This is a genomic window from Butyrivibrio sp. NC2002 (assembly GCF_000702265.1).
Taxonomy (GTDB): Bacteria; Bacillota; Clostridia; order Lachnospirales; family Lachnospiraceae; genus Butyrivibrio.
This window is the reverse complement of the sequence record NZ_JNKZ01000004.1, coordinates 508,105-532,848: the sequence shown is the minus strand read 5'-3', so window position 1 is coordinate 532,848 and position 24,744 is coordinate 508,105. Positions and strand designations below refer to the sequence as shown.

Sequence of the window (24,744 nt, the reverse complement as noted above, 5' to 3'; positions counted from 1 at the left end):
CAAAGGATGCGAATTAAGCGCATTATGAAAGGAGTTTCTAATGTATAAGAAGGTTGACACTGACATGAATTTTGTCGCCCGCGAAAAAGAGATCGAGAAATTCTGGAAAGACGAAGACATTTTCCAGAAGAGCGTAGATACCAGAAGCAAGGGCGAGATGTATATGTTCTATGACGGACCGCCGACTGCAAACGGTAAGCCTCATATCGGACACGTTCTTACACGTGCCATCAAGGATATGATCCCGAGATACCGCACAATGAAGGGATACACAGTTCCCCGTAAGGCAGGCTGGGATACACACGGTCTTCCTGTTGAGCTTGAAGTTGAAAAGCTTCTTGGCCTTGACGGAAAAGAGCAGATTGAAGAATACGGTATAGAGCCTTTCATCAAAAAATGTAAGGAATCTGTATGGAAATATAAGGGAATGTGGGAAGATTTCTCAGGTACAGTCGGATTCTGGGCTGACATGGATCATCCTTACATCACATACGATGACAATTTCATCGAATCTGAGTGGTGGGCTCTTAATGAAATCTGGAAAAAGGGTCTTCTTTACAAGGGATTTAAGGTAGTTCCTTATTGTCCTCGTTGTGGCACACCTCTTTCATCTCATGAGGTTGCTCAGGGCTATAAACAGCTCAAAGAGCGCACAGCTGTAGTTCGCTTTAAGGTTAAGGGAGAAGTTGCATATTTCCTTGCATGGACAACAACTCCCTGGACACTTCCTTCAAACATCGGTCTTTGCGTAAACCCTGATGAGAAGTATATCAAGGTTAAGGCAGCTGACGGATACACATATTACCTTGCTGAGGCTCTTGCTGATACAGTACTCGGCAGCCTTGCAAAGGAAGAAGGCGAAAAGGCATACGAAGTTCTTGAAACTTATGTTGGTACAGATCTTGAGTATAAAGAATATGAGCCTCTTTACAAGTGCGCTGCAGATGAAGCAGAGAAGCAGCACAAGAAGGCATTCTTCATCTATTGCGATAACTACGTAACAATGTCAGACGGTACAGGTATCGTTCACATTGCTCCTGCATTCGGTGAAGATGATGCCAGAGTTGGTAGAAAATATGATGCACCCCTTGTTCAGATGGTTGACTCAGAAGGTAAGTTAAAGCCCGAGACACCTTTTGCAGGAATGCGTTGTAAGCCTACTCAGAAGGAAATGGATGAAGGTGCTGTAAGTGCAGATCCTGAGGTACTTAAGGATCTCGATGCAAGAAAGCTTCTCTTCTCTGCACCTAAGATGGAGCACGATTATCCTCACTGCTGGAGATGTGGTACACCCCTTCTTTACTATGCGCGTTCATCATGGTTCATCAAGGTTACAGAGGTTAAGGATGACCTTATCAGAAATAATAAGGAAATCAACTGGGTTCCCGAGTCAATCGGTAAGGGACGTTTTGGCGACTGGCTTGAGAACATCCAGGATTGGGGAATCTCACGTGACAGATATTGGGGAACTCCTCTTAATATCTGGGAGTGTGATGACTGCGGACATCAGCTTTCCGTAGGCTCAAGAAAAGAGCTTGCAGAGCTCTCAGGAGATCCTTCTGCTGAGACAGTTGAGCTCCACAGACCTTACATTGATAAATATGAGATCACATGCCCTAAGTGTGGCAAGAAGATGCACAGAGTAAAGGAAGTTATCGACTGCTGGTTCGATTCAGGTGCAATGCCTTTCGCACAGCTTCACTATCCTTTTGAAAACAAGGAACTCTTCGAGAAGCAGTTCCCGGCTCAGTTCATCTCAGAAGCAGTTGACCAGACAAGAGGATGGTTCTACTCACTTCACGCTGAGGCAACACTTCTCTTCAACAAGCCTGCATTTAAAAATGTTATAGTACTCGGCCTTGTGCAGGATGAAAATGGACAGAAGATGAGTAAGTCAAAGGGCAACGCAGTTGATCCTTTCGAAGCTCTTGAAAAATACGGCGCAGATGCTATCAGATGGTACTTTTATACAAACAGTGCACCATGGCTTCCTTCAAGATTTGCAGGAAAAGCTGTTTCTGAAGGACAAAGAAAGTTCCTTGGAACACTTTGGAATACCTATGCATTCTTTGTTCTGTATGCAAATATTGATGGTTTTGATGCCGGAAAATATAAACTTGAGAAGGATAAACTCACTGTAATGGATAAGTGGATCCTCTCAAAGATGAACACCATGATCGGTGAAGTGGATAAGAACCTTGAAAATTACAGAATACCTGAGGCTGGAAAGGCTCTCGATGCATTTGTTGATGATCTCTCCAACTGGTATGTAAGAAGAAGCCGTGAGCGTTTCTGGGCTAAGGGAATGGAGCAGGATAAGATTTCTGCATATATGACCCTTTATACAGCACTCGTAAATGTCTGCAAGGCAGCAGCTCCCATGGTTCCTTTCATGACAGAGTCTATCTACCAGAACCTTGTACGTACAAGCGATCCTACTGCACCGGAGTCAATCCACCTTTGTGATTTCCCTGCAGTAGACGAGAGCTTTATCGATAAGGATCTTGAGGAAAATATGGATGAGGTTCTTCAGATTGTTGTACTTGGACGTGCTTGCAGAAATGCAGCTGCTATCAAGAACCGTCAGCCCATCGGACAGATGTATGTCAAAGCTGAGAAGACCGTTTCTGACTTCTATCTTGATATCATCGAAGATGAGCTTAATGTAAAGAAAGTTATATTTGCAGATGATGTAAGAGACTTTACAACTTACACATTCAAGCCTCAGCTTAAGACTGTTGGACCTAAATATGGAAAAGTACTCGGCAAGATCAAAGAATATTTAGGCTCTCTTGACGGCAACAACGCTATGGATGAACTTAAGTCAAACGGCGCTCTTAAGTTTGACGCAGACGGAACAGCAGTTGAACTTACAGAAGAGGATCTGCTTATCGATATGGCTCAGAAGGAAGGCTTCGAGAGCACAGAGGATCACGGTGTAACAGTAGTTCTTGATACCAATCTTACAGAGGAACTCTTAAATGAAGGCTTTATGTATGAAGTCATCAGTAAGGTTCAGACAATGCGTAAGGATTCAGGCTTCGAAGTTATGGATCGCATCAAGCTCTCTGTTAACGGTAATGACAAGATCGCCAAGATCGTAAAGGATAACGAAGAATCTATTTCTACAAAAGTCCTTGCCAGTGAAGTAGTATACGGCAGTGACGTTGCTAATTCCAAGGAATGGGATATCAACGGAGAAAAAGTTACGATCGGTGTTGAGAAGGTTTGAAAAATAATATAAAGTAGTATTAGGCACGCGGTAGCATTAGCTGCCGCGTCTCTTTTTTTCTAAGAAAAAAAGAGACGCTATGGATGCGTTATTATGTTAAATGATCATGGAGGCAAATAACAACTTGAGGAAAATCTTAATTACTAATGATGATGGAATCAGTGCAGATGGAATAATAAGACTTGCAAAAGCGGCAAAGGAGTTTGGCGAGGTATGGGTTGTCGCTCCTTCACATCAAAGGAGTGCCGCATCTCACAGTATCTCTTTAAGAAATTCAATAGATATATACCCACATGATTTCCCCGTGGAGGGTGTGCACGCATATTCGTGCAGCGGAACTCCCGGAGACTGCGTTCGCGTGGGAGCTTTGAGCGTTATGGATGAGAAGCCGGATGTAGTTTTATCAGGAATAAATGACGGCTATAATGTTGCGACGGATATTCAATACTCTGCAACCGCAGGAGCGGCTTTTGAGGCTGCTTTTCAGGGATTTCATGCAATTGCATTATCTGAGGGCGTTTGGACAAACCATGAGGTCACAGATGCGTATTTAAAGGATATGATAGCTGACGGACTCGAAGTGAAACTAAAGTACGGAGAGATAGTAAATATCAATTTCCCGGGCTGTAACCTATCTGATTATAAAGGAATACAAAGAGGAGTAAAAGTTTCAAGAAATGCCTTCTTTATCGACAGATATAAAGTCATAGAGGAACTTGCAAACAATGGAAAACGATACATGGTAGACGGAATACACAAGGCAGTTCCGGAAGAGGGTACTGACTATGGAGCAGTCCTTGGTAACTGCATCTCCTTTGGCATAGTAAATAACGTAGGAACATAACATATAAAAAGCTCCGCGAGGATTATATATAGTCCGCGCGGAGCTTTTTTAGATTATTTAAACTTCAAACATCCCGAGAGATCATGCACCCACATCAAGGCGCAATGATGACGGTATTAAAGGAGGTTCTCTTCCTTTACGATCTTAACGATTCTGCTTGTACCAAGTCTGTCAGCACCAAGTGACATGAACTTTTCAGCATCAGCGATGCTTCCGATACCACCTGCAGCCTTCATCTTTACATTAGGGCCGATGTGCTTTGAGAAAAGTTCAATATCAGCGAATGTAGCACCTGCTGTTGAGAAACCTGTTGAAGTCTTGATGTAATCAGCGCCTGCTTCTGTTACAAGCTCGCACATCTTGATCTTCTCTTCATCAGTAAGAAGGCATGTCTCGATGATAACCTTCAAGATTTTGTTTCCGCAAGCAGCCTTGATCTCTTTGATTTCATTAAGAACATAGTCGTAATTCTTAGCTCTAAGCTCGCCAATGTTGATTACCATATCGATTTCGTCAGCACCGTTTGCAAGAGCATCTTTTGTCTCAAATACTTTTGTTGCTGTAGTCATGTTTCCGTTAGGGAATCCGATAACTGTGCAAAGCTGAAGCTTATCACCAACATATTCTTTTGCTCTCTTAATGTAGCAGGGAGGAATGCAGATTGAAGCTGTATTGTATTTCATACCGTCATCAGCGATTTCCTTTATCTGGTCCCATGTAGCTTCCTGTTTTAAAAGTGTATGATCACAGTGATTAAGAATTTCTTTAATATCCATTGTTTTGTTCCTTTCTTTTTTAGATTCCATCTTCTCTGAAGAAAAAACGGAAATCGATACCTTTACATTAAGATACCCTCTGTAAAAGAGGGTATCAGGTAAACCAATTAACTAATTAGCGCATGCCCTTGTCATAGGGAATACCCTCTGCCTTAGGAGCTCTTGAATTCTTGGAAGTGAATGCAAGAACGAGAAGTGAGATCACATAAGGCATGATATTGTATACAGTTCCTGAAATAGGAAGTGCCTGCAGGAATCCGATTCCCATATATACGTTGGACAGCGATCTGAATACTGCGAACAGTACAGCAGACCAAGCAATCCTTTCAGGTTTCCACTGACCAAAGATCATAACGGCAAGTGAGAGGAAACCGGCACCGGCAACACCGTAATCGAAGTGCCAGGTTGAGTTTGCTGCAGCGATGTAAATAATACCGCCGACACCTGCAAGGAATCCTGAAATGATAACACCTGAATATCTCATAGCGTAAACATTGATACCAACTGATTCAGCAGCCTGAGGATGTTCACCGCAGGATCTGAGTCTAAGTGCAAACTTTGTTTTGTAGAAAACGATTATTGAGATAATAAGGAGCAGAGCAGCTACTACTACAAACCATGAAAGCTGTACAGGTCCGACGTTGAAAATAAAAGCATCATGACCTCTTACGTAGTCGAGTTTTGCTGAAAAGTCTGTTCCGTTTGAACGACTGGTGTTAAAAGCTTTGATAATAACAGTCGCAGCTGCGGTAGCAAGCATGTTAAGTGCAGTTCCGATAAGTGTCTGATCAGCATTAAAGTTAATGCAGGCAACAGCGATAAGCAGAGATGAGATCATTCCGGCAACGGCTGCTGCGATAAGTGTAAGTGAAATGATGGTAAACTTGGATGCATTTTCAGGAAGAAGCACCATTACCATTGCGCCTGCCATAGCACCAAATACCATGATTCCTTCCAAACCGAGGTTGATGATACCGCTTCGTTCTGAGAACATACCACCTAAAGCTACAAGGATCAAAACGGCGGAGAAAATTAGTGTGTACTGAATAAGTAAAGCCATATTCTTACACCTCCTTCTTGTCAGCCGCTTTGTTTTCGGCATCGTTTTTCTTAGTGTCAGCCGGAGCAGTTCCAAGCTTGCTCACAGGTTTTGACATTATAGTCTTGAAGAACAGAACAAATCCGCACAGATAGATGATTATAGCGATCATAAGATCTGCAACCTGTGGATTGTAGTAATTAGTGTTAAGATACTGTCCGCCCTGAGTAATATAAGTAACGAACAAACCTGCAAAAATCGTTCCAATAGGATGAAGACCGCCAAGGAAAGCAACAGCAATTCCTGAGAATCCCATTCCGGGAACAGAAGAAGCAATCTTGTAATGCTCGATACCTGTAAGGTAATAAAGACCTGCTGCAAGACCTGCGATAGCACCTGAAATAACAAGGCTGAGGATGATATTTCTCTTAGCGTTCATTCCGGCATATTTTGCAGCATCCTTGCTGTGTCCGGTTGCCTTAAGCTCATAACCAAAGGTTGTCTTGTTGAGCACAAACAGGATCAGGATAGCAATTATGATAGTAAGCGGAACGGCGATTGTCATGTACTTGTTCTTTCCGAAGAACTCGCTCATGAAAGCAGGTAAAAGGCTTGCGTCTTTTACGTTGTGAGTCTCGGACTTGGTTGTATCCATAACTGTTTTATTACCAAGTACAATGTTGCAGACATAAAGTGCGATCCAGTTAAGCATGATACCTGCGATAACTTCGTTTACGTTGAAGTAAGCTTTAAAGAAACCGCAAATGCATCCCCAAATAGCGCCTGCAGCGATAGCAGCAAGAACACAGAAGAACCAGTTCCAGTGAAGAGCAAGAGCAGTATAAAGACTTGCAATAATGCCTACTGTGTACTGACCTGCACAACCGATATTGAAAAGTCCTGTCTTAAATGCAAACAAAATAGCTTCAGCACAAAGGATCACAGGTACTGATTTTACAAGTACGGATCCAAGGGCACTCATGAGCTTTTTCTGATTGCCTGCAAATTTAAAGAAATTACGAAGGATTGCAAACATTCCTTCAGCAGCGTGTTCCGGGTTCATCAGAAGCAGAATGATATATCCGAGGAAAATACCAAGAACTGCACACAAAACGGATGCAAGCAGCGTCTGAAATCCGGGTTTGTTAAAGATACTTGTTTTCTCTTTCACGCTTATGCCTCCTTTCTTGTGTCGCGCTTAGCGCCTGACATGTATAATCCAAGTTCCTGAAGAGTTGTATTCTTAGGATCTACTTCACCAACAATTTCTCCCTCGTACATAACAAGTATTCTGTCAGAGAGGTTCATTACTTCATCGAGCTCAAGTGAAACAAGAAGGATTGCGTTACCGGCATCTCTTTCTTTTACGATAGCTTCGTGAATGTTTTCGATAGCGCCGACGTCAAGACCACGAGTGGGCTGAACAGCAACTAAAAGCTTATGATCTCTATCCATTTCACGGGCAGCGATAGCTTTCTGCTGGTTACCACCTGACATTGCACGTACAATAGTTGTAGCGCCCTGTCCTGAACGAACGTCAAAAGCAGCTGCAAGCTTGTCTGAATATTTTCTCATCTCAGCTTTCTTAAGAATGCCGTGATGTGAGAACTCAGGCTCAAAATAACGCTGAAGGATCATGTTCTCTTCAAGAGTGTAATCAAGAACAAGACCGTGCTTATGTCTGTCTTCAGGGATATGGCTCATTCCGTGAGTATTCTTGTAACGGATTGATTTCTTTGTGATGTCTTCGCCGCACAGAGTGATCTTGCCGCTTGAAATATCATCAAGACCTGTAAGAGCACCGACAAATTCGGTCTGACCGTTTCCGTCGATACCTGCGATACAAACGATTTCACCTGCTCTTACATTAAATGAAACATTGTGAACAGAATCATTTGCATGAAGTTTACTCTTAACGCACACATTCTCGACCTTAAGAACTTCTTCGCCGGGCTTTGCTTCTTCTTTATCAACAGCGAATTTAACGTTACGACCAACCATCATGGAAGATAACTCTTCCTTTGTTGTTGATTTAACGTCTACTGTACCGATATATTTTCCTTTTCTAAGGATTGAACATCTGTCTGCTACAGCCATGATCTCGTTAAGCTTATGAGTGATGAAAAGAATAGATTTTCCTTCAGCAGCCAGATCCTTCATGATCTTCATAAGTTCATCGATTTCCTGAGGAGTAAGAACAGCAGTAGGCTCATCGAAAATAAGAATTTCATTATCTCTGTAGAGCATCTTGAGAATTTCTACTCTCTGCTGCATTCCGACAGTAATGTCTTCAATTATCGCGTCGGGATCTACCTTCAGATTGTATTTTTCTGAAAGAGCAAGAACCTTCTTTCTGGCATCAGCTTTGGTAAGAAAACCGAATTTGGAGGGTTCCGAACCAAGGATGATGTTGTCCAGAACTGAGAAAATGTCAACCAGCATGAAGTGCTGATGGACCATTCCTATTCCAAGAGCAGTAGCATCGTTGGGGTTGTTGATCTTTACTTCTTTGCCATCCTTTTTAATAACACCCTTCTCGGGAGTGTAATGGCCAAAAAGCACACTCATAAGTGTACTTTTTCCTGCACCGTTTTCACCAAGCAGTGCATGGATTTCTCCGCGCTTAAGCTGCAAAGTGATATCATCATTTGCAATTATGCCGGGGAATTCTTTCGTGATATGCAACATTTCAATTACATAATCTTCCATAAGAGGCACACCTTTCTAACATTTGTAATAATTAACTATTCATAATTATATCTTAATTTCATGGCATAGTAAAACCATAGAAAATATCACCCGAATATATGAAACAGTGATATTTTCTATGGCTTTAATGTGCCGTGTTTTGGGTATAAAAAGGGAAGGATTGCTCCTTCCCCTTCATAAAAGCATTTAATTAGTGAATGTTATCAAATTCTGTAACAGTGATATCTGTTGAAGGCATAGCCTCGATATCGCTAGAAACTGTGATGTCACCAGCATACATAGCAGAAACAAGTTTGTTGTAGTCATCAACAGTGAAGTTTGTCATTGACCATGTATCTGTAGGAAGCTGTACATAGTTAAGTGACGGATCATCGCCTGATACAAGACCAAGGTTCTCGATCTTACCAGCGTATGAATCCCACTTACCAGCAAAGAGATCTGTAAGTGTTGAGTTAACTGTTGCAGCAAGACCCTTCATAGCTGATGTTACGCAAACGCCATCACCGTAAAGACCATCGATTGTGCCGGACTGGTCAACGTCTACACCAACAACCTTGCCGCCTACCTTCTTAGCAGCCTCACCAGCTGAATTGAAGATACCGCCGCCGCAAGCGAATACGATCTCTGTGCCGCCCTGATACCATGTATCCATAACAGCTGTGATAGACTCATCACCGAAGAACTGTCCGCCGTAAACATAGTTAACTTCTACGTCTGACTCAACGCCGTCTTCTTTAGCTGCATCGTTAGCACCCTGAACGAAACCATAACCATAACGGATAACTGCAGGAACTGCCATACCGCCAAGGAAACCAAGCTTCTTGTAGCCTTCCTTAACTACAGCATAGCCAGCCATGTAACCAGCAAGCTCTTCCTGATATGTGAATGAGCAAACATTTGAAGGAAGCTCATCCATGCCAGCGCCTTCGAAGTCACCCTGTGAGCAGTCAAGAGCGATGATTGTAACTTCAGGATTCTCCTCAGCAACAGTTGCAATCATTTCAGCGAAAAGATAGCCGGGAACGATGATTACGTTGTAACCGTCAGCTACAGCGTTATCGAATGCAGCAACACGTGCTTCGTTTGAATCTTCTGTGGGTTTGTAGTACTGATAGTCAACACCGTTAGCCTCAGCGAATGCCTTTGAAGCTTCGTATGTTGTCTGGTTGAATGACATATCTGTGATGTCACCGGAGTCTGTGATCATAGCGATCTTGTAGTCGCCGGCAGCTGCTGTCTCAGCATCAGCTGACTCCTCTGTTGTTTCTTCAGCTGCTTCTTCTGTTTCCTCAGCAGCCTCTTCTGTTGCCTCTTCTGTTGCTTCTTCAGCTGTCTCTTCAGCAGCTTCTTCAACAGTTGTTTCCTCAGCTGTATCTGCTGCAGGCTCAGAAGATGAACCGCCACAAGCTACAAGGCCGAGTGTGAGTGATGCTGTAAGCATCATAGCCAATAACTTTTTCATAATGTTTGTTCTCCCTTTCTTTAAACTATAAACATTAGAAAGTTGTATAACATATATATACAACCTAAAGGAATTATAATCACATATCGCTTTTTTAACAAGTTAAATATTTTACCACCCCGAAAATGATATTAATTATGGTAAGAAGTTTATAATGCTTTAACTAGTCAGATGATTGATTTCGCGTTACAATACTAACGTACCTACATCTATTATGAGGAGGGTGTAATGAAGAAAAAACAATTATCTTTTGACAAGGAACTTTTTAAACGAAGTGTACTTTACAATGTAAAAACACTTTACCGAAAGACTATCGAGGAGGCTTCACCCCAGGAGATATTCCAGGCATCCGCTTATGCGATAAAAGATGCAATTGTCGATCATTGGATGACGACACAGAAGGCGGCAAGTGAACAGGATCCCAAGATTGTTTACTACATGTCCATGGAATTTCTGATGGGAAGAGCGCTTGGTAATAACCTTATTAACCTGCAGGCTTATAAGGATGTTAAAGATGCACTCGATGAACTGGGAGTGGATATTAACCTTATAGAGGATCAGGAGCCGGATCCCGCTCTTGGAAACGGTGGTCTTGGAAGACTTGCCGCATGTTTCCTTGACTCTCTGTCCACACTTGGCTATCTTGCCTATGGATGCGGAATCAGATATAAATATGGAATGTTTCGCCAGAAAATAAGCGATGGTTATCAGGTTGAAGTGCCGGATAACTGGCTTGAGTACGGCAATCCTTTCGAACTTCGTCGTCCCGAATATGCAAAAGAAGTAAAATTCGGCGGCTATGTAAATGTTTTTGTTGATGACAGAGGACGAAATATCTTCCGACAGGAAGGATATCAGTCAGTAAGGGCTATCCCCTATGACCTGCCCGTTATAGGATACGGCAACGGCTTTGTGAATACGCTCCGTATCTGGGATGCTGAGCCTGTAAACTGCTTTGAGCTCGACTCATTTGATAAGGGTGACTACCAGAAGGCTGTAGAACAGGAAAACCTGGCAAGTCAGCTCTGCGAAGTGCTTTATCCCAATGATAATCATATCGCAGGAAAAGAACTTAGACTTAAGCAGCAGTATTTCTTTATTTCTGCATCTGTTCAGACTGCGCTTAAGAGATACTTAAGAAAACACGATGATATCAGCAAGTTTTATGAAAAAGCTGTTTTCCAGCTAAACGACACACATCCGACAGTAGCAGTCGCAGAACTTATGAGACTGCTTATGGATGAGTATTATCTCCCGTGGGATACCGCGTGGGATGTTACCATGAAGACCTGCTGTTACACAAACCATACGATCATGGCAGAAGCTTTGGAAAAATGGCCAATTGACCTCTTCCAGAGACTGCTTCCCAGAATTTACCAGATAGTAGATGAGATAAACAGAAGATTTGTAGACCAGATCATGAGAAAGTACTCCAATCTCCCGAGTATAGATGTACAGGGCAAGATAAGAAGTATGGCTATTCTCTATGACAATCAGGTTAAGATGGCGCACCTTGCAATTGTGGGCGGTCATTCTGTAAACGGTGTTGCAAGACTTCATACCGAGATATTAAAACAGCGTGAACTTAAGGACTTCTATGAGATGTTCCCGGATAAGTTCAATAATAAGACAAACGGTATCACTCAGAGACGATTCCTTATGCATGCCAATCCGCTTCTTGCAGACTGGATAACAGATAAGGTAGGAGACGGATGGATAACCGATCTGTCTGTTATTTCCGGCTTAAAAGAACTGGCTACAGATAAGAAGGCGCAGAAAGAGTTCATGGATATCAAACTTCAGAATAAGAAGCGCCTTGCAAAGTATATCTTAAAGCACAACGGAATAGAGGTTGATCCTAAGTCTATATTCGACTGTCAGGTAAAGAGACTTCATGAATACAAGAGACAGTTCCTTAATATATTACATGTAATTTATCTGTATGATCTGATTAAGGAGCATCCGGATCTTGATATGTGCCCCAAGACATATATTTTCGGAGCAAAAGCTGCTGCAGGTTATCAGACAGCAAAACTCACTATAAAATTAATCAACTCTGTTGCAGATGTGATTAATAATGATACTAGTATTAATGGCAAACTTAAAGTAGTATTCATTGAGGATTACAAAGTTTCAAATGCTGAACTTATTTTTGCTGCCGCTGACATTTCAGAGCAGATTTCAACAGCAAGTAAGGAAGCATCAGGAACCGGTAATATGAAGATGATGCTTAACGGAGCTATCACTCTGGGAACGCTTGACGGCGCAAACGTTGAGATGCTTGAAGAGGTCGGCAAGGAGAATATGTTCATATTCGGTCTTACCTCTGAGGAAGTAATCGCCTATGAAAAGAATGGCGGATATAACCCCGGAGAAATATATGAAAAGGATCCCAATGTCAGGAAGACACTTGATCGCCTTGTTGACGGAACCTTCTCAAGAGACAGAGAACTTTTCAGACCGCTTTACAATTCACTTCTAAATACAATAAACTCTAACAAGGCAGACCAGTATTTCATTTTGAAGGACTTCAACTCTTATGCTGAGGCACAGAGAAATATTTCCGAAGCTTACAGAGATCAGAAGAAGTGGGCAAAGATGGCAATTCTAAACACAGCAAGCAGCGGTAAGTTTTCATCTGACAGAACTATTCAGGAATATGTTGATGAAATCTGGCATATAGATAAGCTCAATATTTAATAGGCAAAATTTTTTAAGGAGGAATGCAGTTAATGGTAAGTACGTTACAGGCGGGGGGATATCTGATTAATGGAATGGAACTCATTCCGGATGGGATAGACGCGGAAAAACAGATACAGGCAAAAACAGGTAAGGCGGCTGATAAGGCTGAGGCTAAGAAGAATACCATAGCCTACAGTATTTTAAAGGCTCACAATACATCCGGAAATATGGATAAGCTGAATGTAAAGTTTGACAAGCTTACAAGCCATGACATAACTTATGTCGGAATTATCCAGACCGCAAGGGCATCAGGACTTGAAAAGTTCCCTATCCCATATGTACTTACAAACTGTCATAACTCACTTTGCGCAGTTGGCGGAACAATAAATGAAGATGACCACATGTATGGTCTTACAGCAGCCAGAAAATACGGCGGAATCTATGTTCCGCCGCACCAGGCTGTTATCCACCAGTTTGCAAGAGAGATGCTTGCAACAGGCGGAGGAATGATCCTTGGCTCTGACTCTCACACAAGATACGGAGCTCTTGGAACAATGGCTATGGGTGAAGGTGGTCCCGAGCTTGTAAAACAGCTCCTTGGACAGACCTATGATATCAACATGCCTGACGTTGTAGCTATTTACCTTACAGGAGAGCCTGCGCCCGGAGTTGGTCCTCAGGACGTAGCTCTTGCGATAATTGGCAAGGTATTTGGTGATGGTTATGTAAAAAATAAGGTAATGGAATTTGTAGGTCCCGGCGTATCATCACTTAGTGCTGATTTCAGGATCGGAATCGACGTTATGACTACGGAGACAACCTGCCTTTCATCTATCTGGCAGACCGATGATGAGATCAAAAACTTCTATGAAATACACGGAAGAAGCGGCGATTACAAGGAATTAAAACCCGGAGAAATAGCTTATTACGACGGAGTAGTTGAGGTTGACCTTAGCACAATTAAGCCTATGATCGCTATGCCTTTCCATCCAAGCAATACTTATGAGATCGATGAAGTCAACGCAAACCTTGAAGACATAATCGCAGATGTTGAAAAGAGAGCAAAGGTAAGCTTTGGCGATAAGGTAGAATACTCACTTAAGAATAAGATAAAAGACGGCAAATTCATGGTAGATCAGGGCGTCATTGCCGGATGCGCAGGTGGCGGATTTGAAAATATCTGCGCAGCTGCTGATATCTTAGAGGGCAGATTTATAGGTAATGACAGATTTACATTAAGTGTATATCCTGCATCTACACCTATTTTCATGGAAATAGTAAAGAACGGTGTTGCAGCTAAAATCCTTGAAACAGGTGCTATCTTAAAGACAGCATTCTGTGGTCCCTGCTTTGGCGCAGGAGACACACCTGCAAATAATGCGTTCAGTATCCGTCACTCAACCCGTAACTTCCCCAACAGAGAGGGTTCAAAGGTTCAGAACGGACAGATCGCATCAGTTGCTCTTATGGATGCAAGATCTATTGCGGCAACTGCAGCTAATCAGGGCGTACTCACACCTGCTACTGCTTTTGACGGCAAGTTCAATAAATATACATATTATTTCGACAAGGAAATCTATGCAAACCGCGTATTTGATTCGCACGGAGTTGCAGAGCCTGACTGTGAGCTTCAGTTTGGTCCCAACATCAAGGACTGGCCGAAGATGTCAGCGCTTACAGATAACCTGCTCCTTAAAGTTGTATCAGAGATTCACGATCCTGTTACTACAACTGATGAGCTTATTCCTTCAGGCGAAACATCATCATACAGATCAAATCCTATAGGTCTTGCAGAGTTTACTCTCTCAAGAAAGGATCCTGAGTATGTAGGCAGAGCAAAAGCTGTTCATGCTGAAGAGGAAAAGAGACTTAAGGAAGAGGCATTTGACAACTTAAGCTCAGAGATTCAGGATGTAGTTAAAAATATTAAGGCTCAGTATCCTGAAGTTACAGCAGCTAACACAGGAATAGGATCTACTATCTTTGCAGTAAAACCCGGTGATGGTTCTGCAAGAGAGCAGGCTGCTTCCTGCCAGAAGGTTCTTGGCGGCTGGGCAAATGTTGCGAATGAATATGCAACAAAGAGATACAGATCAAACCTTATCAACTGGGGAATGCTTCCGCTCGTTATAGAAAAAGGAGATCTTCCTTTTAAGAACGAAGACTATATTTTCCTTCCGGGAATCAGAAAAGCAGTTGAGGATAAGGCAGAAAAAATCAAGGCGGTTGCTATTTCAAACGGTGCTGTTAAGGAATTTACAATGACACTTGGCGACCTTACGGATAATGAAAGAGAGATCATTCTTGATGGTTGTCTCATAAATTATAACCGTGCCGGAAAGAAATAACTTTTTATGATACGAAATAAGTTTTTGAAAAATGGATTGAGCATGGCACTTGCTGTTGCCATGACATTTACAACAGGCTGCGCAGGCAATAGCGCAGCTACAAATGAGACTTCAGCATCGGAGCAGGAGACGCCAAAAGCAGACCCTGCTCCTGGTGTCGTTTATGAAGTACCTACAGTTGTCCCCGGTGCTCTTATAGATCAGAACGGCTATAGGACAGGGGCTGAGAAGTCGGTGATATTTAGGGGGGAAAACCTTCCGGATGTTTTCTATGTTTACAATCTTGATACAGATGAACTGGAATACACTGGTCAGATGCGCGATGAAGTCATAGATAAGGAGACCGGAGAAGTAACAAGGCAGGGATATTTTACCGACCTTACAACTGACGGAAGCTACTATATCTATGCTGACACAATAGGTAGTTCTTACAGCTTCAGGATACAGAATGATCTATATGATGAGATTTTTAATGAGGCCAGCAAGACCTATTACAGAAACAGATGCGGAATGAATCTATCTGACAGCTTCGCAGGAGAGGACTCTCACGCGGCTTGCCATACTGAGAATGCATATCTTCAGGAGGATCCATCCGTCACACTTGATGTAACGGGAGGGTGGCACCTTGATGCTCAGGCGGACAGAGATGTTGCACAGGGATGCAGGATTGCCCAGAACCTTCTTCTAGCCTATGAGATGAATCCGGAGAAGATGGGCGATGATGTGGGAATTCCGGAAAGCGGAAACGGAGTGCCCGATATTCTGGATGAAATAAAATATGAAATTGATTGGCTTATAAAGATGCAGGATGAGAGAACCGGTGGTGTTTACGGCTCAGCGATAACAACCGGGGATGGTGGAGATATCTCTCAAAGTAAAGTCGAGGTAACACCCATTACAATGGAGGCAACAATAAGGTTTGCTGCACTGCTTGCCGACTTTAGCTACCACTATCAGAGCTTTGATCCTGACTTTGCAACAAGGTGCCTTAAATGTGCGGACAGAGCATATAACCTTTTTGTAAATACTGAGGATGTAAATAAGAGTGCACTCTGTTTTCATGCGGCAGCGCAGCTGTACAGAGCTACCGGCTCAACAGACTATGAGAAGGTGCTTACAGCATTCTTTGGAAAAGCGGACTATTCCACTCTTTTCAATGAAGATGAGGATATTTTCCTTGGAAGCATCACATATATATCAACAAGCCAGAAGGTAAATGTTGATATCTGCTCAACAATAATGAAGCTGCTTATGAAGAAAGCTTCAAAAATAGCACAGGCTGCAAGGAATTCAGCCTACATGGTTACAGACACGTCCGATCATTCAAGGATCCTTGATGATATGAGAGTCATAACCATAACCGACCACATCATATATAATTATGAGTACACAACGATAATTGAAAACCACGCCCACTTTCTGATGGGAAGGAACAGGGAAGCGGTCAATTACGTAACAGACAATACAGAACACACCTATCTTGAAACAGGAGAAGGCACGGGAATAATGAATGAGCCTCTTTTAAATGCCAAGTTTATTTTCATGCTCAGTGTAATTAAGGAGTAATCTGATGAACGCAGAGATAGACGGATTAAATATATATTACAGAGATGAGGGAGAAGGCCCTTTACTGGTGCTTCTTCACGGATGGGGCTCAAATGTAGACCTTTTTGACACCATTTTTAAATTTGCCAAAAAGAAATATCATGTAGTCGGAATGGATATGCCCGGCTTTGGAAAAAGCGATGAGCCAAAAGATGCTTTTGAAGTAAGCGACTTTGTGGACTTTGTTTTGCATTTTATAAAAAAATTGTATCCGGATGAGAAGGAAATAATGTTCCTTGGTCATTCTATGGGAGGCAGAGTCATTATCAAAATGATAGGAACGAAGGATGCTTCTGAACTTGGTTTTGAAATCCCGAGAGTGATCCTTACTGACAGTGCAGGTATCAAGCCTGTACCTTCAGGAAAACAGTCATCAAGAACAAAGAGATACAAATTCTACAAGAATATCCTGACAAAGACGGGAATTGCCAAGGCTTTTCCGGGGACTATAGAGAGCCTTCAGAAAAAATTCGGATCTGCTGATTATGCAGCCGCATCTCCCATAATGAGAAAGAGTCTTGTAAAGGTAGTAAACGAGGACCTTGCCCCGTATATGCCAAAGGTATCGATGCCTGCACTTCTAATTTGGGGAGATCAGGATACCGCAACACCTTTATCAGACGGACAGCAGATGGAAAAATTAATGCCTAATGCCGGACTTGCGGTGATACCGGGTGCCGGACACTACTCTTTCCTTGATAACGTATATATGTATAATAAGATTCTTGGAAGCTTTTTAAATATAGAAATGTAAGAGGGCTTTATATATGAGCATTTTGACAAAGATATTATTTTGGATCGCATTTGCAGCAGCTACAACCTTAGGGCTTAGATATTACACACACATGCTGCAGCTGTCATCATATCAGTTTCAGGGCTATTTTAGATTCTTAAGATCTAAGCCTCAAAGATACGGACTTCATATAGGTTTTTTGTGCGTATATGCAATAGCAGGCTTTATAGCTGATACCCATATGATAACGGTACTTACCTGGATTTCCTTTGCATTTTTGGTTTTCCTTGTAATTCAGTATCTGCCAAAGAAAGCAAAGAAGAAGTTTGTTGTGACAAAGAGAGTTAGCAGACTTTTTGTAACTTATGTACTCTTGTTTGCAGTAGTTGTCACTTTGTATTTTGCACTGCCAAACGCACAATACGTCCTTGCAATCTACATGGGATTTCTTCCTCTTGTCGCCGCGCTTACAAACCTCATAAATAAGCCTGTTGAGAAGAAAATAAATGACTGGTATATAAAAGATGCACAGAGAATTCTTAATGAGCATCCTAATCTTAAGATAATAGGTATTACCGGAAGCTACGGAAAAACCAGCGTAAAGTATTACCTTTGCACACTTCTTGCAGAAGGCTTCAGAGTGCTTATGACACCTGAGAGCTTCAATACACCCATGGGTATAATTAGAACAATAAGAGGTGACCTTACACCTATGCATGAGATCTTCATCTGTGAAATGGGTGCAAGACATGTACATGATATTAAAGAGATAACAGATATTGTTCATCCGGATGATGGAATAGTGACATCAATAGGACCGCAGCATCTTGAGACCTTCCATTCCATGGAGAATATCATAAATACCAAGTTTGAGCTTTTGGATGCAGTAGATGAAAAGAGCAGCACAGGACTTAAGTTTGTAAACGGAGATGACGTAAACATAATGGATAATCTCCGCTACAAGGATGCGATCACATACGGAACAAGTGAAAAATGTGATTACAGAGCAACAGATATTACCTTCAGTAAAGACGGTGCTTCATTTAAGGTTACTACTCCTTCGGGTGAGACCTGCGACTTTACTATGAAGCTTCTTGGCGAACACAACGTAACCAATGTAGTCGGTGCAATTGCGATGGCAAACAAGCTTGGAATTCCGCTTAAGAAGCTGCAGATGGCGGTAAGAAGACTGGTTCCGGCACCTCACAGACAGGAGCTTAAAAAGCACGGAAACGTAACTATAATCGATGATGCTTATAATGCCAATCCAAACGGCGCAAAGAGAGCACTCGATACACTTTGCAAATTTAAAGACAGCGTAAGGATCCTTGTTACTCCCGGAATGGTAGAGCTTGGCGAAAAAGAGGATGAGTTCAACAAGGAATTCGGAAAACAGGCTGCTTCATCCTGCGACTATATGATACTTGTAGGTGGAGATCACGTAAGACCTATAAGGGAAGGAGCTTTGGAAGCAGGTTTTTCGGAAGATAAGTTGTTTGTAAAAGAAACTCTCGATAGCGCAGTTTCTCTTATGTATGAGATAGATGCAGGAAAACAGAAAGTCATACTACTTGAAAATGACCTTCCCGATAACTATACATAAGTTGCAATATTTTTCAGGATACTTATAATATTCTGTGAGCAAAAGATGGAATATGGATTTTGAAAGGAAGTGTTATTTTTGAAGCTTAAGTTAGCAGTTTTATTTGGCGGAAACAGTACTGAGCATGAGATTTCAATTATCTCAGCTATTCAGGCAATAGGATATATAAACAGAGAAAAATATGATGTCATTCCCGTTTACATCTCCAAGAACAATGATTTTTATGTAGGTGAGCATGTAGACAAGATCGAAGAATACACCCACATGAATGACCTCATCAAAAAGAGCACCAAGGTTATCTGGGTTAAGGATGGCAACAAGGTAAATCTTGTGCGTTATCCTCAAAAGCTCTTTGGAAACAATGTTATTTCAAGCGTTGATATCGCATTCCCTATCGTTCATGGAACAAATGTTGAGGATGGCGTACTTACAGGATTTTTACAGACACTTGGTCTTCCGGTTGTAGGATGCGACGTTCTTTCATCAGCAGTTGGAATGAACAAATACGTAATGAAGACAGTCCTTAAGGATAATGGCATTTCTGTCCTTGACTGCAAGGTTTATACATGGACTGACAATGAAGAACCTGAGAAGATGTATGACAGCATCGAGGAGAAGTTCAAGTATCCTGTGATCGTTAAACCTATCAACCTCGGTTCAAGTATCGGTATTTCAAAGGCTTCAAACAGAGACGAGCTCAAAGAGGCAATGGAGCTTGCATTTGAGTTCTCAAAGAAAGTTCTCGTTGAGCCCGCTATCGTAAAGCTTAAAGAGATTAACTGCTCAGTCCTTGGTGATTATGAAAATGCAGAGGCTTCTGAGTGCGAAGAGCCTATAAACTCAGATGAGATCCTTAGCTTTGAGGATAAATATATCGGCGGAAATGGTTCTAAGGGCGGCGCTAAGACAGGTGGCTCCAAGGGAATGGCTTCTCTTAAGAGAAAAATTCCTGCAGATATTACCAAAGAGCAGAGAGACCAGGTAAGAAAGATGGCAGTAGATGCTTTCAAATGCCTTGGCTGCAGCGGTGTTTCCAGAATAGACTTCATGCTTGATGAAGAAACCGGAAACATATATCTTAATGAAATAAATACAATTCCCGGTTCTCTTTCATTCTATTTATGGGAACCCCTCGGAAAAAGGTATACTCAGCTTCTTGATGATATGATCGACATAGCTGTTAAGCAGGACAGAGAGGCACATAAGCTTGTGTTCTCTTTTGAGACCAATGTACTTGAAGGTGTACATTTAGGTGGCGGATCAAAGGGAAGTAAGATGTAAATAAAAAACAAGGTGCATTATATCTGCACCTTGTTTTTTTCATAAGTTTCTTTGATAATGTTATAGCAGTAGGTATCAATGTTTTTCTTATCCTCTGCAGATAATTCGTTGGGATATATTGGATTTCCGTACTCGAGGATTACATGAGCTTTTTTAAAGAATGGCAGATGATCTTCAAATATGGCATTTGAATTGCAGATCGTCATAGGAACGATCGGACAACCTGTCTTCTGGGCAATCTTGAAACTTCCCTTGTGGAACGGAAGCATTTCATCTTTTCCGTTACGGGTTCCTTCAGGATAGATTGTAATGGAAATGCCGTTCTTAACCTTGTCGATTGCTGTGAGGATAACTTCAAGTCCCTGACGGATATCCTTCCTGTCGAGGAACAGGCAGTCCATATAACGCATCCAGGTTGAAAGGATCGGAACCTTGAGTATTTCCTTTTTGGCGATATAACCTGTGAGCCTCGGAACTCTTGAATAGGAAATAACGATATCGAAGTAACTTCTGTGATTTCCGATGTAGAGAACGGAGGTGTCCTTTGGAACATTCTCTTCTCCGATGACTGTGAGCTTAACTCCTGAGAGAAAAGCGACAACTTTGAATGCTTTTGATACGATGGCAAGAGAGATATGCTTTTTGGCATTTTCATTGAACTTGCCGACAATCCAGAGAATAAGCTGGATGGGAATGCTGATTATAAAGAAACACAGCAAAAATAAAAAAACTAAAATTAATCTGATCATTACTAACTCTCCAATATCTATTTTGCTATACGCTTTAGTATAACATTAATTATATTCGATTTTCATATAAGGAGGCAATTTAGAGTGCTACTGATAAAAAACGGCAGAATGATGGATCCTGCTACGGGAACTGATGCATACAGAGACATTCTGGTAGACGGCGACACAATAGCAAAGATCGGAATGTGCGGAAGTTTATGCGATATGGCTTTAGAGAGCATCTCCATGAAAGCCATGGGACTAACAACAAGTGAGCCTGAGGAGCTTGTTGAGATAGATGCAGCAGGAATGATAGTTGCTCCCGGACTTATAGATGCACATGTCCACTTCAGAGATCCCGGTTTTACGGATAAAGAAGACATAGAAACAGGGGCAGCAGCCGCAAAAAAGGGCGGATTTACAACTGTTGTCATGATGGGCAACACGAAGCCTTCTATGGATAACGAAGAGACTATAAGGTATGCTTTGAAAAAAGGCTTAAATACAGGAATAAGAGTTTTTTGCTGCGCCAATATCACCAAAGGCATGGCTGGAAAAGAACTAACAGATATGGAAAAGCTCTTATCCGCTGGCTTCGTTGCTGATGGAGACAAATACATAAGGCAGGGCGTAGCCCTTTTTACAGATGACGGAAAACCTATTACAAATGCAGCAAATATGGAAGAAGCCTGCAGGATATCTGAAAAGCTGGGAATGGTTTTAAGCCTACATGAAGAAAATCCGGAGTTTATCACTCAAAACGGAGTTAATGCAGGCGAGGCAGCTAAGGCCCTTGGACTTACGGGCTCTCCAAGAGAAGCTGAGATATCCATGGTAAAAAGAGATATAGAGCTAGCGGAAAAAACAGGCGCTCATATCACCGTGCAGCACATAAGTACAAAAGAAGCTGTGGATATGATAAGACAGGCAAGAAAGACAAATAAGAGAATTCATGCTGAGGCAACGCCGCATCACTTTACACTGACAGACAGCGCTGTAGCCAAATACGGGACTTATGCCAAGATGAACCCGCCTCTTAGAAAAGAAGAGGACAGACAGGCTATAATACAGGGCATTGCAGATGGAACAATAGAGACGATAGCTACAGATCATGCACCGCATACCAGGGAAGAAAAGGCAGTAACATTTGAAAAAGCACCCAGCGGAATAACAGGTCTTGAAACATCTCTGGGACTTGGAATAAGGGAACTGGTAAAGCCGGGATACATGAGCCTTATGACGATGCTTTCAGCTATGACATGTAATCCTGCTGATATTTACAACCTGATGACAACTAAGACAATGATAAATGATAATAACGAAGAGGAAATAGTAGGATTTCCGCTTGGCAGGATCTACGAGGGAGGACCTGCAGATTTTGTTATCTTTAGTGAGAATGAGACCTATGAAGTTAAGGACTTTGCATCAAAAGCAGTAAACAGCCCGTTTACCGGGTGGGAGCTTCCGGGAAAGATCCATTACACAATCTGCGCTGGCAAGGTTGTGTGAAGCCTGTTTTTTCTCAAAAAAACAGGAAACGTATTGAATAATAAGGAGATAGTATGGCTAAGAAAAAGAAGATATGCGCAAAAGTCGTATCACAGAGGGTAATTTCAGAGGGGGTTATGGATATGCTTCTAAAGACAAGCCTTGCCGAGGATGCCAATCCCGGTCAGTTTGTCGGAGTATATACCAAGGATAAGGCAAATTTACTGCCTAGACCTATTAGTATCTGCGAGTTTGACAAGGATGATCAGACACTGCGCCTTGTTTACAGGATTGCAGGAAAGGGAACAGCTGAGTTTGCGCTTTACGGAACAGGTGAAGTCGTTGATATCCTTGGAATCCTTGGAAACGGATTCCCGCTTGATAAAGCTAAGGATAAAAAGGTGCTTGTTATCGGAGGCGGCATAGGTGTTCCTCCGCTCCTTGGTCTTTCTAAGGAGCTTAAGAAGGAAAACACAGATGTGACCATGGTTATGGGCTACAGGAATGCTGATACATTTCTTAGCAGCGAATTTGAAAACTGCGGAAAGCTCCTTATTGCAACAGAGGATGGAAGCGTAGGAACAAAGGGAAATGTAATAGATGCCTGCAGAGAAAACGGCGTAAAAGCTGATGTCATCTATGCCTGCGGTCCTATGCCGATGCTTAGAGGAGTAGCTTCCTATGCGAAAGAAATCGGTGCAAAGGCTTATCTTAGCCTTGAAGAGAGGATGGCCTGCGGAGTAGGAGCCTGCCTTGGATGTATATGCAAGACAAAAAATACAGATGAGCATTCACATGTAAAAAATGCAAGGATATGTACGGACGGACCTGTGTTTGACGCAGATGATCTGGATATTTAAGGAGGATTTTTATAAGTATGAATACAAAGATAAACATAGCAGGTGTTGAATTTAAAAATCCGGTGATGACAGCGTCCGGCACATTCGGTTCAGGTATGGAATATTCTGAGTTTGTAGATCTTAACAGACTTGGAGCAGTAGTCACTAAGGGAGTATCAAACGTGCCATGGCCCGGAAACGAGACTCCCAGAGTTGCCGAAGTTTACGGAGGAATGCTCAATGCTATAGGCCTTCAGAACCCCGGTATAGATGTTATGTGCAAAAGAGACCTTCCTTTTCTTGCAGATTTTGATACAAAGGTAATAGTTAACGTCTGCGGAAAAAGTATCAGTGACTACGTGGAAGTTGTGGATAGACTAGCTGATGAAAAGGGCGTGCACATGCTTGAAATCAACGTTTCATGCCCTAATGTAAAAGAAGGCGGTATTGCTTTTGGACAAAATCCCGATGCTCTTTTTGAAATAACAAAGGAGATAAAAAAGCATGCAAGACAGCCTATCATAATGAAGCTGAGCCCCAATGTCACATCAATAGCTGAGATGGCGAAAGCAGCAGAGGCAGCAGGATCAGATGCGATTTCACTTATAAATACAATTACAGGAATGAAGATCGATATCTACAGAAGAAAATTCGCCATAGCAAACAAGACGGGCGGTATGTCCGGCCCTGCGATCAAGCCGGTTGCGGTGAGAATGGTTTACGAAGCATCACATGCAGTCAAGATTCCTGTAATTGGAATGGGAGGAATCTCAAATGCAGAGGATGCGATAGAATTTATCATGGCTGGCGCTACAGGAGTAGCAGTAGGAGCCATGAATTTCCACAACCCTTATGCTACTGTTGAAGTCGTCGAAGGTATCGAGAAGTTTATGAAAGAGCAGGGAATCGAAGACATCAACGACATAATAGGCTGCGTATAAATGGCATGATAAACTTTAATCCGGAATAAAGGATATTCTGACTTTTGAGTCAGAAACCTTTGATCCGTCCATTAACAGCTCATATTGAACATGAGCTGTTATTTTTTTACTTCCAAGTTCTGCCATGATGTTTCTGGTTATAACTGACATTTTCATGATGCCGTAAGGTGTGTGGTAATCGGTATTGTACACTTTCCCCGGGCCAAATACGAGTGTGGAATTAACCGCACCCTCCTGTATCATGGTGAAATTAGTTCCATCGATCTCAATTATATGAGATATTTTATTTCCTTCATTTGTTGTCTCGTAGGAAATGACGTATTTATCTTCATTTATTTCAAGTAAAGCATTTGCTGTTTCTTTTATGATTTCCGGGGTTCCGTCGCCGTGGTTGTGGGAACCCATGATTCTTATTGTTCCGTTCATATAGATCC

18 protein-coding genes are annotated in these 24,744 nt (G+C 42.1%); 11 read left to right on the top strand and 7 right to left on the bottom strand.

Going from position 1 to position 24,744, the window contains the following annotated elements; all coding sequences use genetic code 11:
* Nucleotides 1-40: 40 nt before the first annotated feature.
* Together ileS and surE are read left to right on the top strand one after the other, a co-directional pair.
* Complete coding sequence (gene ileS / locus T543_RS02445; protein WP_035765324.1) at nt 41-3,232, top strand: isoleucine--tRNA ligase; 3,192 nt, start codon at nt 41-43, stop codon at nt 3,230-3,232.
* A gap of 124 nt (nt 3,233-3,356) precedes the next feature.
* On the top strand, nt 3,357-4,076 hold the full coding sequence (gene surE, locus T543_RS02440; protein ID WP_242839447.1) for a 5'/3'-nucleotidase SurE: 720 nt from the start codon (nt 3,357-3,359) through the stop codon (nt 4,074-4,076).
* A 116-nt stretch (nt 4,077-4,192) separates the two neighbouring features.
* Here surE and deoC read toward each other — a convergent pair whose 3' ends face one another.
* From deoC to T543_RS02415, 5 genes are all read right to left on the bottom strand, one after another.
* A complete protein-coding gene (gene deoC, locus T543_RS02435; protein WP_035765883.1) occupies nt 4,193-4,852 on the bottom strand; it encodes a deoxyribose-phosphate aldolase in 660 nt (219 codons plus the stop codon).
* A gap of 115 nt (nt 4,853-4,967) precedes the next feature.
* Nucleotides 4,968-5,912 (bottom strand): ABC transporter permease, encoded by a 945-nt coding sequence (locus tag T543_RS02430; RefSeq protein WP_035765322.1) that lies wholly within the window; start codon nt 5,910-5,912, stop codon nt 4,968-4,970.
* Nucleotides 5,913-5,916: 4 nt separating this feature from the next.
* Nucleotides 5,917-7,062, bottom strand: a complete 1,146-nt coding sequence (locus T543_RS02425) for an ABC transporter permease (protein ID WP_035765319.1) — start codon at nt 7,060-7,062, stop codon at nt 5,917-5,919.
* Between the two features lie 2 nt (nt 7,063-7,064).
* Complete coding sequence (locus T543_RS02420) at nt 7,065-8,600, bottom strand: ABC transporter ATP-binding protein (protein ID WP_035765316.1); 1,536 nt, start codon at nt 8,598-8,600, stop codon at nt 7,065-7,067.
* A 190-nt stretch (nt 8,601-8,790) separates the two neighbouring features.
* A complete protein-coding gene (locus T543_RS02415) occupies nt 8,791-10,062 on the bottom strand; it encodes a BMP family lipoprotein (RefSeq protein WP_242839446.1) in 1,272 nt (423 codons plus the stop codon).
* Nucleotides 10,063-10,290: 228 nt separating this feature from the next.
* Between T543_RS02415 and T543_RS02410 the strand changes: the two genes are divergently transcribed.
* The 6 genes from T543_RS02410 (at nt 10,291) to T543_RS02385 (ending at nt 20,314) form a co-directional block, all read left to right on the top strand.
* Nucleotides 10,291-12,762, top strand: coding sequence for a glycogen/starch/alpha-glucan phosphorylase (locus T543_RS02410; protein ID WP_035765313.1), 2,472 nt, complete (start codon nt 10,291-10,293; stop codon nt 12,760-12,762).
* 32 nt (nt 12,763-12,794) lie between these two features.
* Nucleotides 12,795-15,092: a hydratase gene (locus T543_RS02405; RefSeq protein WP_035765310.1), complete on the top strand. Its 2,298-nt coding sequence runs from the start codon at nt 12,795-12,797 to the stop codon at nt 15,090-15,092.
* 6 nt (nt 15,093-15,098) lie between these two features.
* Nucleotides 15,099-16,658, top strand: coding sequence for a glycoside hydrolase family 9 protein (locus tag T543_RS02400; RefSeq protein ID WP_081829895.1), 1,560 nt, complete (start codon nt 15,099-15,101; stop codon nt 16,656-16,658).
* Nucleotides 16,659-16,662: 4 nt separating this feature from the next.
* Nucleotides 16,663-17,451, top strand: coding sequence for an alpha/beta fold hydrolase (locus T543_RS02395; RefSeq protein ID WP_035765305.1), 789 nt, complete (start codon nt 16,663-16,665; stop codon nt 17,449-17,451).
* Between the two features lie 13 nt (nt 17,452-17,464).
* Nucleotides 17,465-19,033 (top strand): Mur ligase family protein, encoded by a 1,569-nt coding sequence (locus tag T543_RS02390; protein ID WP_035765304.1) that lies wholly within the window; start codon nt 17,465-17,467, stop codon nt 19,031-19,033.
* Nucleotides 19,034-19,111: 78 nt separating this feature from the next.
* Nucleotides 19,112-20,314, top strand: coding sequence for a D-alanine--D-alanine ligase family protein (locus T543_RS02385; protein WP_035765302.1), 1,203 nt, complete (start codon nt 19,112-19,114; stop codon nt 20,312-20,314).
* 17 nt (nt 20,315-20,331) lie between these two features.
* Here the strand turns inward: T543_RS02385 and T543_RS02380 are convergent, their stop codons facing one another.
* On the bottom strand, nt 20,332-21,063 hold the full coding sequence (locus T543_RS02380; protein ID WP_035765300.1) for a lysophospholipid acyltransferase family protein: 732 nt from the start codon (nt 21,061-21,063) through the stop codon (nt 20,332-20,334).
* Between the two features lie 84 nt (nt 21,064-21,147).
* On the opposite strand from T543_RS02380, the gene T543_RS02375 reads away from it, so the two are divergent.
* From T543_RS02375 to T543_RS02365, 3 genes are read left to right on the top strand one after another with little or no spacing between them, the layout of a single operon-like run.
* Nucleotides 21,148-22,551 (top strand): dihydroorotase, encoded by a 1,404-nt coding sequence (locus tag T543_RS02375; protein ID WP_242839445.1) that lies wholly within the window; start codon nt 21,148-21,150, stop codon nt 22,549-22,551.
* Between the two features lie 53 nt (nt 22,552-22,604).
* A complete protein-coding gene (locus tag T543_RS02370) occupies nt 22,605-23,390 on the top strand; it encodes a dihydroorotate dehydrogenase electron transfer subunit (protein WP_035765298.1) in 786 nt (261 codons plus the stop codon).
* Nucleotides 23,391-23,407: 17 nt separating this feature from the next.
* A complete protein-coding gene (locus T543_RS02365; protein ID WP_035765297.1) occupies nt 23,408-24,310 on the top strand; it encodes a dihydroorotate dehydrogenase in 903 nt (300 codons plus the stop codon).
* Between the two features lie 15 nt (nt 24,311-24,325).
* Here the strand turns inward: T543_RS02365 and T543_RS02360 are convergent, their stop codons facing one another.
* On the bottom strand, nt 24,326-24,736 hold the full coding sequence (locus T543_RS02360; protein ID WP_035765296.1) for a YwiB family protein: 411 nt from the start codon (nt 24,734-24,736) through the stop codon (nt 24,326-24,328).
* Between the last annotated feature and the right edge of the window lie 8 nt (nt 24,737-24,744).

Bases quoted from the DNA above. Each gene is read 5' to 3' on its own strand.
- T543_RS02360 (WP_035765296.1), bottom strand. From the start codon at position 24,736: ATGAACGGAACAATAAGAATCATGGGTTCCCACAACCACGGCGACGGA.
- T543_RS02430 (WP_035765322.1), bottom strand. From the start codon at position 5,912: ATGGCTTTACTTATTCAGTACACACTAATTTTCTCCGCCGTTTTGATC.
- T543_RS02400 (WP_081829895.1), top strand. From the start codon at position 15,099: ATGATACGAAATAAGTTTTTGAAAAATGGATTGAGCATGGCACTTGCT.
- T543_RS02405 (WP_035765310.1), top strand. From the start codon at position 12,795: ATGGTAAGTACGTTACAGGCGGGGGGATATCTGATTAATGGAATGGAA.
- T543_RS02365 (WP_035765297.1), top strand. From the start codon at position 23,408: ATGAATACAAAGATAAACATAGCAGGTGTTGAATTTAAAAATCCGGTG.
- T543_RS02420 (WP_035765316.1), bottom strand. From the start codon at position 8,600: ATGGAAGATTATGTAATTGAAATGTTGCATATCACGAAAGAATTCCCC.
- T543_RS02395 (WP_035765305.1), top strand. From the start codon at position 16,663: ATGAACGCAGAGATAGACGGATTAAATATATATTACAGAGATGAGGGA.
- T543_RS02380 (WP_035765300.1), bottom strand. From the start codon at position 21,063: ATGATCAGATTAATTTTAGTTTTTTTATTTTTGCTGTGTTTCTTTATA.
- T543_RS02370 (WP_035765298.1), top strand. From the start codon at position 22,605: ATGGCTAAGAAAAAGAAGATATGCGCAAAAGTCGTATCACAGAGGGTA.
- T543_RS02390 (WP_035765304.1), top strand. From the start codon at position 17,465: ATGAGCATTTTGACAAAGATATTATTTTGGATCGCATTTGCAGCAGCT.
- T543_RS02410 (WP_035765313.1), top strand. From the start codon at position 10,291: ATGAAGAAAAAACAATTATCTTTTGACAAGGAACTTTTTAAACGAAGT.
- T543_RS02415 (WP_242839446.1), bottom strand. From the start codon at position 10,062: ATGAAAAAGTTATTGGCTATGATGCTTACAGCATCACTCACACTCGGC.
- ileS (WP_035765324.1), top strand. From the start codon at position 41: ATGTATAAGAAGGTTGACACTGACATGAATTTTGTCGCCCGCGAAAAA.
- deoC (WP_035765883.1), bottom strand. From the start codon at position 4,852: ATGGATATTAAAGAAATTCTTAATCACTGTGATCATACACTTTTAAAA.